The organism is Bacillus sp. DHT2 (assembly GCF_026241455.1).
In the GTDB taxonomy this organism is placed as follows: Bacteria; Bacillota; Bacilli; order Bacillales; family Bacillaceae_G; genus Bacillus_A; species Bacillus_A pseudomycoides.
In genome coordinates, this window is sequence record NZ_JAPHWH010000009.1 from 162,570 (window position 1) to 176,099 (window position 13,530).

General features: G+C 35.6%; 14 protein-coding genes. 3 read left to right on the forward strand and 11 right to left on the reverse strand.

The features are described 5' to 3' along the window. Positions 1–29 precede the first annotated feature (29 nt). Complete coding sequence (gene hfq / locus ORL93_RS20360; protein WP_000813896.1) at positions 30–254, reverse strand: RNA chaperone Hfq; 225 nt, start codon at positions 252–254, stop codon at positions 30–32. A 25-nt stretch (positions 255–279) separates the two neighbouring features. After that, positions 280–1,230 (reverse strand): tRNA (adenosine(37)-N6)-dimethylallyltransferase MiaA, encoded by a 951-nt coding sequence (gene miaA, locus ORL93_RS20365; RefSeq protein WP_006095657.1) that lies wholly within the window; start codon positions 1,228–1,230, stop codon positions 280–282. Positions 1,231–1,555: 325 nt separating this feature from the next. Here miaA and ORL93_RS20370 point away from each other — a divergent pair, with 325 nt between their 5' ends. After that, positions 1,556–1,792: a hypothetical protein gene (locus ORL93_RS20370; protein ID WP_026008523.1), complete on the forward strand. Its 237-nt coding sequence runs from the start codon at positions 1,556–1,558 to the stop codon at positions 1,790–1,792. A gap of 94 nt (positions 1,793–1,886) precedes the next feature. Here ORL93_RS20370 and ORL93_RS20375 read toward each other — a convergent pair whose 3' ends face one another. The 9 genes from ORL93_RS20375 to ORL93_RS20415 form a co-directional block, all read right to left on the reverse strand. Further along, complete coding sequence (locus tag ORL93_RS20375; RefSeq protein ID WP_265959418.1) at positions 1,887–2,789, reverse strand: cell wall-binding protein EntA; 903 nt, start codon at positions 2,787–2,789, stop codon at positions 1,887–1,889. A gap of 381 nt (positions 2,790–3,170) precedes the next feature. Continuing rightward, positions 3,171–5,024, reverse strand: coding sequence for a PTS fructose transporter subunit IIABC (locus ORL93_RS20380; RefSeq protein ID WP_098017541.1), 1,854 nt, complete (start codon positions 5,022–5,024; stop codon positions 3,171–3,173). A gap of 12 nt (positions 5,025–5,036) precedes the next feature. After that, positions 5,037–5,948, reverse strand: coding sequence for a 1-phosphofructokinase (gene pfkB, locus ORL93_RS20385; RefSeq protein WP_098017539.1), 912 nt, complete (start codon positions 5,946–5,948; stop codon positions 5,037–5,039). Then, complete coding sequence (locus ORL93_RS20390; protein ID WP_098017538.1) at positions 5,945–6,697, reverse strand: DeoR/GlpR family DNA-binding transcription regulator; 753 nt, start codon at positions 6,695–6,697, stop codon at positions 5,945–5,947. Before ORL93_RS20390 ends, pfkB begins: the two co-directional genes overlap by 4 nt. A gap of 159 nt (positions 6,698–6,856) precedes the next feature. Next, the gene (locus ORL93_RS20395) at positions 6,857–8,020 is read right to left on the reverse strand and encodes an iron-containing alcohol dehydrogenase (RefSeq protein ID WP_006095661.1); all 1,164 of its coding nucleotides are present in this window, start codon (positions 8,018–8,020) and stop codon (positions 6,857–6,859) included. 236 nt (positions 8,021–8,256) lie between these two features. Next, the gene (locus ORL93_RS20400) at positions 8,257–8,799 is read right to left on the reverse strand and encodes a DUF420 domain-containing protein (RefSeq protein ID WP_026008522.1); all 543 of its coding nucleotides are present in this window, start codon (positions 8,797–8,799) and stop codon (positions 8,257–8,259) included. Positions 8,800–9,119: 320 nt separating this feature from the next. Beyond that, positions 9,120–9,431, reverse strand: a complete 312-nt coding sequence (locus ORL93_RS20405; RefSeq protein ID WP_033799051.1) for a hypothetical protein — start codon at positions 9,429–9,431, stop codon at positions 9,120–9,122. Between the two features lie 88 nt (positions 9,432–9,519). Continuing rightward, on the reverse strand, positions 9,520–10,518 hold the full coding sequence (locus tag ORL93_RS20410; protein WP_078212041.1) for a BC_2427 family protein: 999 nt from the start codon (positions 10,516–10,518) through the stop codon (positions 9,520–9,522). A gap of 139 nt (positions 10,519–10,657) precedes the next feature. Continuing rightward, the gene (locus tag ORL93_RS20415) at positions 10,658–11,311 is read right to left on the reverse strand and encodes a CsxC family protein (RefSeq protein WP_371391702.1); all 654 of its coding nucleotides are present in this window, start codon (positions 11,309–11,311) and stop codon (positions 10,658–10,660) included. Positions 11,312–12,268: 957 nt separating this feature from the next. Here ORL93_RS20415 and ORL93_RS20420 point away from each other — a divergent pair. After that, positions 12,269–13,084, forward strand: coding sequence for a formate/nitrite transporter family protein (locus tag ORL93_RS20420; protein ID WP_018765220.1), 816 nt, complete (start codon positions 12,269–12,271; stop codon positions 13,082–13,084). 101 nt (positions 13,085–13,185) lie between these two features. Beyond that, positions 13,186–13,458 (forward strand): HU family DNA-binding protein, encoded by a 273-nt coding sequence (locus tag ORL93_RS20425; protein WP_003199316.1) that lies wholly within the window; start codon positions 13,186–13,188, stop codon positions 13,456–13,458. Positions 13,459–13,530 lie beyond the last annotated feature (72 nt).

Below are 13,530 nucleotides of genomic sequence, written 5' to 3' on the forward strand. Positions count from 1 at the left end.
CGCTCTTTTTTGCTATGTACAATTCTTTACTACTCTAATTCAATTGAAACGTTTTTTTGTGGAACAAATGTAGAAATAGCATGTTTATAAATAAGCTGTTGCTTACCTTCTGTTTCCAATAAAACTGTAAAGTTATCAAAACCTTTAATTAATCCACGAAGCTGGAAACCATTTAATAAGTACAGCGTCACAAACGTATTTTCTTTACGGAGTTGATTTAAAAACTGATCTTGAATATTGATTGATTGCTTCATGTCGAATCCTCCTCTTTTTCTCTACTTACTTATTATTCGACTTTAATTGTAGCTTTCCTTCTATGTACCGCAAAATTTCTGCTGTTTTTTCACCATCGGTCACATCAAACCATGTAACATCCATCTTATTACGGAACCATGTTAGTTGACGCTTTGCATAGCGACGCGAATTTGTTTTTAATTGCATTATCGCTTCTTCTAGCGAAACATGCCCTTCAAAATAATTATATAATTCTTTGTAACCAATCGCTTGAATAGATTGACAGTCCCTGACTCCATTTTCGTATAAATCCTTCACTTCTTGCAGCAATCCTTGTTTGACCATAAGATCAACACGCAAGTTGATGCGATCATATAACATTCCGCGATCCATAGTCAAGCCGATTAGCGAAACATCATATAACAACTCATTTTCTTGCTTTTCAAGTTGATCACTCATCTTCTGCCCCGTTGTATGAAAAATTTCCAAAGCACGAATGACACGCCTTACATTATTCATATGAATGCGACTTGCACTTTCTGGATCTACCTCTCGCAGCTTTTCATGTACATATTCTACACCATGTTCTGTCGCTAGTTTTTCTAGTTCCTCTCGATATACAGGGTCTCCAGCTTCATCTGTAAACTGATAGTCATATAAAACTGATTGTATATAAAGGCCTGTACCACCAACAATAATCGGTAGTTTCCCACGTTCTGTAATTTCTCGAATATAACCTCGAACAAGCTCTTGAAATTCCGCTACAGAAAATGAATCTTCTGGATTTTTAATATCGATCATGTAATGCGGAATTCCTTCCATTTCTTCCATTGTTGCCTTAGCTGTCCCGATATCCATCGTACGATAAATTTGCATTGAGTCCCCGCTAATGATTTCACCATTTAACGCTTTTGCGAGATCAATGCTTAATTTTGTCTTTCCCACCGCAGTCGGTCCGATGATGACAGCAACTTTTTCACGTTGCAGTTCTCCCATATACTTCAACTCTCTTTATGTAATCTTATCCATCTGATCATTATATCCAATCTTACCAATTTTAATAGTCATAATGCAAGTTCTTTCAATACTGTAAATGAAATTCAAAAAATAAGAATGATACAGTGAACCTTTAACCAAGTAAGATCACCTTCTTCCCTCACCGATTATCCCCCTAACCAAACAGGCTTTTATAAAGTTTCTCGCCTCCCTCTAAATCTTGAGATGAGGACCTTACTCCCTAAATGGCGAGATAAATTTGACATAGTTTGTCCAATGGTACATATACATGATAAAAAATAGGATCGGAGAGGATATAATGAAAATCGGACAAGCTACGCTTAATTTTTCAACATTAACGGAAGAACTCATTTTAGAAACATCCTTAAAAGAAAAGAACTGCTCACAAGAAGAATTATATTTCGCTTTAAGCTGCTTACTACGTTCCTTTCATACATTATTGGACAATCAAACTTTAGACGAACCGACTAAACAATATGCACAAACCCAATTTTGCAGTGCATATAAAATCATCACAGGCCGCACTGTATATCCATTTTAAACTCACAAAAAGGGCTGTTAGGAAATTCCCAACAGCCTGAAAGACCAGCACTCGATATTTAAGTGCTGGATTTATTTTTTTAACAACAATAGCATTATTTTAAAATTTTCACTTTAACAGATTTACGTCCCCATTTGTTAGCAGCGCTATCTGAGCCAACTAGAACATCGATACGGTTACCTTTAATTGCACCGCCAGTGTCACCAGCAATTGCTTCTCCGTAACCTTCTACCCATACTTTTGATCCAAGTGGAATCACTTTCGGGTCAACAGCAATCATTTTCATGTTTGGATTCGCTGTTAGGTCATGACCCATTGCAGTTAATACACGACCACCATATGTGCCGCCATTTTCACTCGGATGAGCTGTATATGCTGTAGCTTCAACTGTTAGTTCACGACCACCAGAAGGAGTGTTTGTTTCTGCTGCTTTGACAGCAGGTTTAGCAGCTGGCTTTTCTTGTGCTACTGGTTTTTCTTGTGCTGCTGGTGCTTTTGCCTCTACTTTAGCAGGTGCTGCAGCTTGAGCAGGAGCAGTCGTTTCTTGTTTTTCAATAACAGGTGCTGTACCTGTTAAGAAAGGAACATGAACGTAAGCCGTTTTCCCGTTATATTCGAATTGTAACCATCCATTTTGTACTTGGTTCGTTGTTTCGATCATATCGTCTTTCTTAAGCGTACCAAGAATTTCTGAGTTTGTGTTCGCTTCAGCACGTACGTTTAATACGTTTGCTGTTACGTAATAGATGCTTTTTGTAAATTCTGTGCTTACGAATGCGTCTTTACCATTTAATTTGATTTGTGACCATCCGTTTTCTGTATTTGTAACATCTAATTTATGACCATTTAATACTTTACCTACAACTTGTGATTCAGTAGTTGGGTTCTCGCGTACATTTAATACCTCTGTTGTTACAACAGTTTCTGCTTTTGCAGAAGTAGTGAAAATCCCAAGACCAAAAACCGCTGCTGCTGCTATACCAATTAATTTTTTCATGAATAGCCTCCATTCGCTTTGTTTTCGTGTCCTCATTATAGCAACAGTTTTTCAGGAGATTTAGGATATCACACAATTACAAACGATTCGTAATCAACCATTAATGCTCTGTAATATAAAGTAGAATAAAAGAAAATAGTGTTCTATACGTATTTTTAAGAGTTTTAATCATTTTTTTCTTTCAAACTCATATGTTTTTTTTGCAATAAAAGTAATAGTATTACCATCTTGTTACAAAAAAACACCGAAACATTACAATTCTTGGTTGCGCTATGTCTTTTTATGTCATAAATCATGTACATTTTGATATTCATATATACAACGTACACTATAATCCGAAAAGGACAGCTACCTAATATGGCCGCTGTCCTTTTGAACTTTTTATGAAATTTTCTTTTTCCATATCCCTAACATAAGGGCAGATACAATAGAACCTATTAATATAGAAAGAATATATAGAACTGGTTTATTCACTAATAATATAACAAATATTCCACCGTGTGGCGCTGGCAATGTAATTCCAAATAACATCGATAATGCACCAGCAAGACTTGAGCCCACAACACAACTGACAATTACACGGATTGGATCAGCAGCCGCAAATGGTATTGCCCCTTCTGTAATAAATGATGCCCCCATAATATAGTTTGTAAAACCCGATTTACGTTCTGCTTCTGTAAATTTCGCTTTAAAAAGTGTAGTTGCAAGTGCAACCGCAAGCGGAGGTACCATTCCACCAGCCATAACAGCTGAATGCACACCAAAGTTTCCAGCCTCAATTGCAGCAATCCCAAATGTAAATGCTGCTTTATTAATAGGACCACCCATATCAATAGCCATCATTCCACCTAAAATAAGCCCTAATAGTATAGCATTCGCGCCACCTAAACCATTTAACCAACTCGTTAATGCCTCATTTAAAGCAACAACAGGAGGATTTACAACTTTCAACATTAATACCCCTGTAAGTAACAAACCAAGTACCGGATATAATAAAACAGGTTTAATTCCTTCTAATTGTGCTGGTAAACCTGCTAATACTTTCTTTAAACCAAGTACAATATATCCAGCTAAGAAACCAGCAATTAATCCACCTAAAAATCCTGCATTTGCTTGCGCTGCTAAAAATCCACCGACAATACCAGGCATAAACCCTGGGCGATCCGCAATAGAACTCGCAATAAATCCAGCTAATATCGGAACAAGGAATTGGAATGCCCCTTTACCACCAATTGACATTAATGTTTCTGCAATCGGCCCTTTCGTATCGATACCACCAAAGAAAAAGGCTAGTGCAATTAAAATACCGCCACCAACAACGAAAGGTAACATATTACTAACACCATTCATTAAATGCTTATATATACCAAATCCTTTTTCCTTCTCTGGCTCCTCTACTTTTCTATTTTCTTTTATTCCTTTAAAAATCGGGGCTTCTTGATTCACAGCTCGATTAATTAGCTGGTCTGATTTCCGAATACCATCTGCAACTGGTACTTGAATAACATGCTTTCCAGCGAAGCGATTCATTTCTACTTGTTTATCCGCCGCAACGATAATAGCTGTTGCACGCTCAATATCCTCTTTCGTTAATCCATTTTTCACACCAGTAGAACCATTTGTTTCGACCTTAATCGCAATTCCTAATTCTGCTGCCTTTGCCTTTAGACTGTCCGCAGCCATATATGTGTGAGCGATACCAGTCGGACAAGCTGTTACCGCTAACACATATGGTTCATTTCCTTCCGGTTTTGTTACTTCACTTTGCTCATCTTCTTGTTCATTTTCTTTTTCATCGAACAAATGAAGAAGCTCCTCTTCACTTTTTGCTTCTAACAGTTGTTTGCGAAACCCTTCATCCATTAATAACGTAGATAGACGAGATAGTGTTTCTAAATGTGTATTGTTTGCTCCTTCACTAGCCGCAATCATAAAGAATAAATGAGCTGGTTGTCCATCAAGCGACTCATAATTGACACCGCTTACACTTCGTCCAAAGCAAATAGCTGGTTGTTTGACTGCTTTTGTTTTGGCATGTGGAATAGCAATCCCTTCACCAATTCCAGTTGTACTCTGCATTTCACGCTGTAAAATAGCCTCTTTAAATTCCTCTTGGCTATTCAATCTTCCTGCCTTTTCTAGTTTCTTTACTAATTCATCGATGACAGCTTCTTTTGCTGAAGCTGTCAAATCCATGATAACGGTATCCCTTTTTAAAAGTTCGGTAATTTTCATATTCTGTTCCCCCTACCGCTTTGTAATCATTACTTGCGATAATAATTCCTCTACTTTATCTTTCGTACATAAATCAGCTGAAAAAGCTGTTGCACTTCCTGTTGCTACACCATAACGAATTGCTTCTTCAATATCTTTCGTTTTTTCATATATCCCCACAAAACCTGCAACAAGAGAGTCTCCCGCTCCGACAGAATTGATAACTGTTCCTTTTGGTACGGTTGCCTCATATATTCCTTCACTTGTAAATAATAAAGCTCCATCTCCTGCCATAGAAACAATTGCATTCTGTACACCTTGTTCAATTAACTTTTTTCCATATGGAATAATTTCTTCTACTGTTGAAAGCTTTTCTCCAAATAATTCTCCAAGCTCATAATGATTCGGCTTGATTAAAAATGGCTTATTTTGAGTCACATACTGAAGCGCACTTCCGCTCGCATCAACAATGACGTTAATGTGACGTTCTGCTCCAAAAGCAGCAATCGTTTCATAAAATGTTTTTGGAATCGATGCTGGAATACTACCAGCTAATACAAGATAATCACCAGCCTGCATATTTTCAATTTTGTTCATCAACTGCCCGAGCTGCTCATCCGTAATAACAGGCCCTTGCCCGTTCAGTTCTGTTTCTTCCTGTCCCTTTATTTTCACATTAATACGCGAATCTCCATCTACATGAACAAAATTCGTCCTAACACCTTCACTTTTCAAAACATCTTCAATAAATTGACCTGTGAATCCACCTATAAAACCGAGCGCTGTATTATCTATTCCCATCCGATGAAGCACACGGGATACATTAATCCCTTTCCCACCAGGAAATTTCATATCTTTTTCCGCTCGATTGACAGTTCCCAGTGTGAAATACTCTGCTTGAACAACATAATCAATCGATGGATTTAAAGTAACTGTATAAATCATCGTTTATCAACCTCAATTACATTTGTTTTTCGTTTATATTCTTCTTGCTCTCCTTCTAATGAATTTGTAATAATTGTCGCTTCTTCAATACTTGCAATTTTCGCAAATGCAACTTCGGCAAATTTACTTTCATCTATTAAAAAATAGCCTTCATTCGCTAATGTTAACGCCCTTTTTTTCAGCAATGCTTCTTCAGGATCAGGTGTTGTATATCCAAGCTGTTCATGTACACCATTCGCCCCTAAGAAACACTTATCAAATCGATACTGCTGCATACTTTCCTGTGCCATCGCACCAATTAAAGCCTTTGTTCGACTCTTCATCATCCCACCAAGCAAGTAAGCACGAACATTATTTTCAACTAGCGCTTCAATATGCATAAGTCCATTTGTTACAACTGTAACTTCTTTCTCTATTAAATACGGAATCATTTCAAACGTTGTACTTCCCGCATCTAAATAAATACAATCACCTTTTGCTACAAAAGACGCAGCATGCTTAGCGATTTGTTTTTTCACTTGAATGTTTTTGGCTGATTTTTCAACCATCGTAGGCTCTTCACCTTTTCCAGTTAATACAGCAGCCCCGCCATGGACTCTTTTTAATAAACGCCCTTTCTCTAATTGCGCTAAATCACGACGGATTGTTGATTCTGAACTTTTTGTTTCTTCCACCAACTGTTGTAATTTCACTACTTTTTTCTCTTTCACAAGCTGTAAAATTAGCTGATGACGTTCAGGAGTTAACATATCACTCACCTCTTCTTTGATTACAGTATAATGAAATCGGATTCAAAAATCAATCAAAAACATTCAAATTCATTCAAATAAAACCACCAAACCGTTCAATAACATTCAAAGAACCTTCTTGATACGTATCAAGAAGGTTCTTTGAATTATCTTTATCCTTTATAATGAAGCTCTATAAATCTCTACTACATCTTTTTTATTTAATTTTTTAAAATGACCAAATTCACCATCAACCATCGCTTTTTCAGCCATTACATCAATTTTCTCTTCTCCAATTTCATAGTCAGCTAAACGAGACGGTGCTTCAATAGATATCCAGAAGCTTCGCAACGCTTCGATACCTTCCATCGCAATTTCCTTATCCGTTTTCCCTTCCGTCTCTATATGAAACACACGCACCGCAAATTGTTTAAACCGATCTACATTTTCATCTAAAACATGCTTCATCCAATTTGGGAATAAAATCGCTAAACCACCGCCATGTGGAATATCATACACAGCTGAAACGGCATGCTCAATATTATGCGTTGCCCAATCACCGCGGACACCCATTGCTAAAATGCCATTTAGCGCCATCGTTCCACAATATAAAATTGTTTCTCGATGCTCATAGTTCTCTAAACCATTTAAAAGTTTCGGGGCTGTTTCAATGACTGTTTTTAAAATAGATTCACAATAGCGGTCTTGTAATTCTGTATTTGAACCTTGATGAAAGTATTGTTCTAATACATGGGACATAATATCAACCATACCATAAATAGTTTGATTTCTTGGTACAGAAGCTGTATGGGCTGGATCTAAAATAGAAAACTGTGGGAACGTAACAGGACTACCCCACCCATACTTTTCATTCGTTTCCCAATTTGTAATAACAGACCCTGCGTTCATCTCAGAACCTGTCGCCGCAAGAGTTAGTACTGTACCAAATGGTAAAGCTTCATTTGCAAATGCTTTCTTTGTCACAATGTCCCATACATCACCATCATATTTACTACCTGCAGCAATTGCTTTCGTACAATCGATGACACTTCCACCACCGACAGCTAAAATAAATTCAATATCATTTTCTTTACAGATTTGAATTCCTTTATTTACAGTAGATAAACGTGGGTTCGGTTCAACGCCTGTTAATTCAAAAATTTCTGCATCAATTTCGTTTAATATAGAGATTACATTATCATATACGCCATTTCGTTTAATACTCCCCCCGCCATATACGAGAAGAACCTTTTTACCATACTGAGGAATCTCTGTTTTTAATTGTTCTAATTGCCCTTGCCCAAAAATAAGCTTTGTCGGATTACGAAATATAAAATTTTGCATAATTTCCTACCCATCCTTCCAATATAAAAGTTACTATACTTTTGTATAACATATTTTGTTCATTTCACAAAAATATTTGCTTCATAAAGTGAATCTTCCATCAGTGAAAGTTAGCTCTCACCAATCAGATTTTCCCTCCCCCTACCTTCTTCACCTCTCTTTAAATCTTGAGTTGTGGGATATTACTACCTATGAATAGCGGAATAAAAAAATCCCAGCCCAAAGGCTGAGATTTTTTATTGATAATACGGTGAAATCATTAAGTAAACAATAACACCAGAAAGACTTACGTATAACCAAATTGGCATCGTCCAACGTACAATCTTACGATGACGAGTCAATTGGTTTGTAAAACCATATACAAGCGAGAATAATGCAAGCGGTACAATAATTGCCGCAAGGAAAATATGCGTAATTAAAATAAAGAAGTACACATATTTAATGATACCTTGCCCACCAAAATGCGTTGCTGGTGCTAAATAATGATACGATAAATATGAAACACAAAATAGCAATGTTGTTGTAAATGCCGCAAGAATAAAACCTCGGTGCATCTTTACATTCTTTTTAATAATAGAAAACAATGCTGCCAATAAAAATACAAATGTAAAGCTATTAAAAATTGCATTTAACATCGGCAAGATTGTTACATCAAAATGTACCTCTCCTTTGTAGCCAACAGGTCCAAAAAACAAAAATAAAATAATCGCATTGACAACTACAGAAAGCGTTATCACAATAGGAGCATAGCTTTTCTGATTTGTTGATTGATCTATCAAATTGTTCACTCCCTCTTCCTCTTTTACATATGTATAGTTAACCACACTATTTTAACATATTATTCATAGTGCAAATGTGACAATACTTTGACACACTGAAATCAAACAAAGAAAAAATCCTTCTTAATCATACTTCTTAAGAAGGATCTTATCGCTTTATTATTGAAATAGCAATTCGTTTAGTTTTTATTAAAAAACATGTCACTATATGCTTGAAAAATCTCTGATACTTGATATCCCATTAAAGAAATTGCTGTTAATGAAAAGAAACCAATCATAAGAAATCGAAACCACATATTATTCTCCTCCTTGTATTTAGCTTATAAACAATACGCTGTATTACAAATCGGATAGCAATCTCCTTCTTCGGCTTCTTTTTTCTTCACAATGGCTGTTATAAACCGAATCATAAAGAATGTGATAAAAGGAAGTTCCGTCTGTTTTATATTGGCATAGTTGAGCAACGGTTCCCGCTCTAAATCGGACGGAGATGAGAAGGAATAGAACATACCTTGCTCTTCCATGTACACAATAACAATTTTTAAACAAAATAAAATTCCAAGAAATGAAACAATATCTTGCCAATCTGTTGTATACAATACATTATAAAGATCCAATACGTACTCTTCCATTATCACCCCTCCTTCCTTTTTTACCATTTTCCTCGTCCGCATATAAAAAGTCAAGAAAAATGTTTTATATACACTGTGGCAATAGTGATTACATAATTTCCACTTGCACTTCTTGCTCTTGTAATATTTGAACGATTAACTCAAGCACTATTTTTTGCAGTAACTGATACCTAACTAATCCATCACTTTGCTCATTAGAACACCCCATTGTATATTCAATTCGCTGTACAACATAGCCTTCTACCAACAACTTTCCTTTTTCAATTGTTACTGAATTCTCTTTTGATTTTAGAACTTTTTGAGGAAAAAATTTACTATCTGTCAAAACAATTTCTTGTAAAACTTCTTTAATTTCTACTTCTTCTTGAAACATCACTCTTTCTTCTAAACTAATTTCCGTTTTATACTTCCCTATTTCAACTGGCAGTTTCGTCGTTACATAGTTACTCCTTTTTTTTTCGTTTCTCTGTTTTAAATTCAAATTGTGTATAGGAACCCATAAAGATTGCTCTAACTGATTTTCCCCACTATGTTTTATATAATTCTCACTCGAAAATTCTAGAAAAATCCTCTTTTCAAAAAGCTTTGAAGAAATTAAACGACAATATGGCTGTTCGTTATAATGATGTACCGTAGCTAACAACTTTGTATCTAACTCACGAAATATTTCATTCTCTTCGTTTTGAAATGCAAATACTTCTTCATTCGTACTACTCACAATAGGCGAGATTAAAAAATCAGCCACTTCGGATATGGTATGAAATGGTATTTTAATTGTCATGAGACCTGCCAATCTTCCTTCTTTTAATTCAGGAGGTGAACTTTCTTCCATCCCAATCTCTGTAAATAGATTTTCTTCCATCTCGATCTCTGAAGGTGAACTTTCTTCCACTTCACTCTCTGTAAATAGATTTTCTTCCATCCCGATCTCTGAAGGTGAACTTTCTTCCACTTCACTCTCTGTAAATAGATTTTCTTCCATCCCGATCTCTGAAGGTGAACTTTCTTCCACTTCCAGCTCCGAGATTATTTTATGCTCAGAAAAAATTTTATCTATCATTTTATTACTAATCCATGGCTTATTCATCGTCAATCACTTCCTAACTGATGAATTGAAAGACTTATTTATTTTTTAAACACATAATCGTTTCAACATTATATATGTTTTATAATAAAAAAAAAGACATCAACTTTTATTATAAAAAAAGACGATGTCTGTCTATTTTTTAAACTTGTACTTGCTGTACTTGTAAGATGTTCAAAGTAAGATCTAGTACGATTGTTTTACGAAGTTCGCTACATGACTTGTTCAAGTTTGTTAAACATGGTGAAAAATCAAACTCATAAAAATTAGCTCTGACTAATTCACAATACGGTTGTTTATTGTAAAAAACTAAATTTCCAAAAGAATTTGTATCTAACCGGGGTAAATAGACACCCTTAGGATTAATCAAGTGGGATGTAGTATCTAAAAAAGCTACCAATAAAGGCTGTGTTATAAAATCACCTGCTGTCAAATCTAGGAATCTAGAAAACGAGATATTAACAATCCGACTATACAATAATCCATTATACTGATCGGCAACATATTCAATGTTATTTCGAATATAGCCCTCTACAAATAATTTTGCTCTTGTGACTCGGCGATAATTGGTACCTGGTACCGACGTAAACGCTACAGGAACTAACTTACAGTGTGTTAAAAATACATTTTTCAACACACGTTTAATTTCGATTGCCAAAGGATCCAATGAAATATTTGCTTCTACAACAACTTGAATTGTTCTCTCTGCTAATACAACCGGGATTTTTACAATTGATGTTGTCGGTGAACTTTCTTCCACTTCACTCTCTGAAAATGGATCTTCTTCTATTCCAATCCGTGAGGAGGCATTTTTTTCCACTCCACTCTCTGAAAATGAATTTTCTTCTATTCCAATCCATGGGGAGGCATTTTTTTCCACTCCACTCTCTGAAAATGGATCTTCTTCTATTCCAATCCATGAGGAGGCATTTTTTTCTACTCCACTCTCTGAAAATGAATTTTCTTCTATTCCAATCCATGAGGAGGCATTTTTTTCCTCTCCACTCTCTGAAAATGAATTTTCTTCTATTCCAATCCATGAGGAGGCATTTTTTTCCACTTCACTCTCTGAAAATGGATCTTCTTCTATTCCAATCCATGAGGAGGCATTTTTTTCCTCTCCACTCTCTGAAAATGAATTTTCTTCTATTCCAATCCATGAGGAGGCATTTTTTTCCTCTCCACTCTCTGAAAATGAATTTTCTTCTATTCCAATCCATGAGGAGGCATTTTTTTCCATCTTCAGCTCAGTGCTTATTTTATGCTTAGAAAAAATTTTATCTATTGGTTTATTACCGATCGGTTTATTAGCGATCCACGGTTTATTCATCATCAATCACTTCCTAACTGATGAATTGAAACGTTAAAACTATATGTCTATCATTTTTCATAGAATATCCTAACTTCTATCCTCCTGCTTTTACCACGAATTGACAAAATTATTCAAATTATGTAACATAATTTTGTCAACATGATATGCAATGTATATACTTTTTATTCATATTTCATTGTTGATGAAAAATTCTACAGAACAACTTTAAGTAATTTTTACTTTTAATTACCAAGATGAGTAGCATTTTTGGTGTTTTTTGTTTTCATTCTGAAAAAATCTCATCTTCATGTTCTGAGAAAAGAAAACGCTTAATCGAGGGACCTTACTCGTTCCCCCGAATTTATCAATTTAACCATTAATAAGGCAGAAAAACTCATTAATGGAAATAGAGTCATTTATCAAAATATGGAGGGGTTATTCATGTCTGTCTATGCACCACAAGAAATTACTGAATTGGCCGCAAGTTCAGGTCAAAAAAAGGCACTTTTGCCGCTACTACCTATGTTAATTTTAGGTTTTTTTGGCGGAGCTTTCATAGCACTAGGTTATTTACTCGATATTCACGTCATTGGAACAATGCCAAAATCTTGGGGATCCTTTACTAGTTTTCTAGGAGCTGCTGTTTTCCCTATTGGCTTAATTCTAGTTATTCTTGCCGGTGGCGAACTAGTGACCGGTAATATGATGACCGTACCAATCGCTTGGTTTTCAAAAAAAATCTCTTTCTTTAAAGTATTAAAGAACTTAACAATTGTTACGATTAGCAATTTTATTGGCGCTGTATTTGTGGCCTATTTTTTCGGCCACATCGTCGGATTAACAGAAGGGCAATTTTTAGCCAAAACTGTATCTATCGCTCAAGCAAAACTACATGACACACCCATACAAGCATTTGTCTCTGCTATTGGATGTAACTGGCTTGTTTGCTTAGCAGTTTGGCTCAGTATGGGTAGCAAAGAATTCACTGGAAAAGTAATTGGCATTTGGTTCCCAGTTATGACCTTTGTTGCAATTGGCTTTCAACACGTTGTTGCCAATATGTTTGTTATTCCAGCCGCCATCTTTGCAGGGCATCTAACTTGGATGGAATACTTACCAAATTTCATTGTTGTCTTCTTTGGAAACTTAGTCGGCGGTATGCTATTTGTAGCGCTCCCTTACTTCTTGGCTTATAACAAACGAGAGCAGTCTAATAGCAAAACAACGGAATTAAAGAAAGAATCTATAACTGCTTAACAAAAAGAATTTAAGAGAAAACCTATAGTACACTTGTTCTCTTCTCTTTTATACGTTATAATAACAACTTAAATAGCATTATTTACATATGAGGTGAAGATATGAATAAAACAGAATTAATTAAAAATGTAGCACAAACAGCTGAAATTTCTCAAAAAGAAGCTACTGTAGTTGTACAATCTGTAGTAGAATCAATCACAAATACTTTAGCAGCTGGTGAAAAAGTACAACTTATCGGATTCGGTACATTTGAAGTTCGTGAAAGAGCTGCTCGTACAGGCCGTAACCCACAAACAGGTGAAGAAATGCAAATCGCAGCTTCAAAAGTACCTGCATTTAAAGCTGGTAAAGAACTAAAAGAAGCAGTAAAATAATAAAAAATAGCCTTCTCGCTTATGAGAAGGCTATTTTTTATGTTTAAAATGTTATATTCTTCGTTTATGCTC

What these genes read in the sequence shown, in the direction of transcription:
- hfq (WP_000813896.1), bottom strand. Translation starts at nt 254, where the DNA reads ATGAAGCAATCAATCAATATTCAAGATCAGTTTTTAAATCAACTCCGT.
- miaA (WP_006095657.1), bottom strand. Translation starts at nt 1,230, where the DNA reads ATGGGAGAACTGCAACGTGAAAAAGTTGCTGTCATCATCGGACCGACT.
- ORL93_RS20375 (WP_265959418.1), bottom strand. Translation starts at nt 2,789, where the DNA reads ATGAAAAAATTAATTGGTATAGCAGCAGCAGCGGTTTTTGGTCTTGGG.
- ORL93_RS20380 (WP_098017541.1), bottom strand. Translation starts at nt 5,024, where the DNA reads ATGAAAATTACCGAACTTTTAAAAAGGGATACCGTTATCATGGATTTG.
- pfkB (WP_098017539.1), bottom strand. Translation starts at nt 5,948, where the DNA reads ATGATTTATACAGTTACTTTAAATCCATCGATTGATTATGTTGTTCAA.
- ORL93_RS20390 (WP_098017538.1), bottom strand. Translation starts at nt 6,697, where the DNA reads ATGTTAACTCCTGAACGTCATCAGCTAATTTTACAGCTTGTGAAAGAG.
- ORL93_RS20395 (WP_006095661.1), bottom strand. Translation starts at nt 8,020, where the DNA reads ATGCAAAATTTTATATTTCGTAATCCGACAAAGCTTATTTTTGGGCAA.
- ORL93_RS20405 (WP_033799051.1), bottom strand. Translation starts at nt 9,431, where the DNA reads ATGGAAGAGTACGTATTGGATCTTTATAATGTATTGTATACAACAGAT.
- ORL93_RS20410 (WP_078212041.1), bottom strand. Translation starts at nt 10,518, where the DNA reads ATGAATAAGCCATGGATTAGTAATAAAATGATAGATAAAATTTTTTCT.
- ORL93_RS20420 (WP_018765220.1), top strand. Translation starts at nt 12,269, where the DNA reads ATGTCTGTCTATGCACCACAAGAAATTACTGAATTGGCCGCAAGTTCA.
- ORL93_RS20425 (WP_003199316.1), top strand. Translation starts at nt 13,186, where the DNA reads ATGAATAAAACAGAATTAATTAAAAATGTAGCACAAACAGCTGAAATT.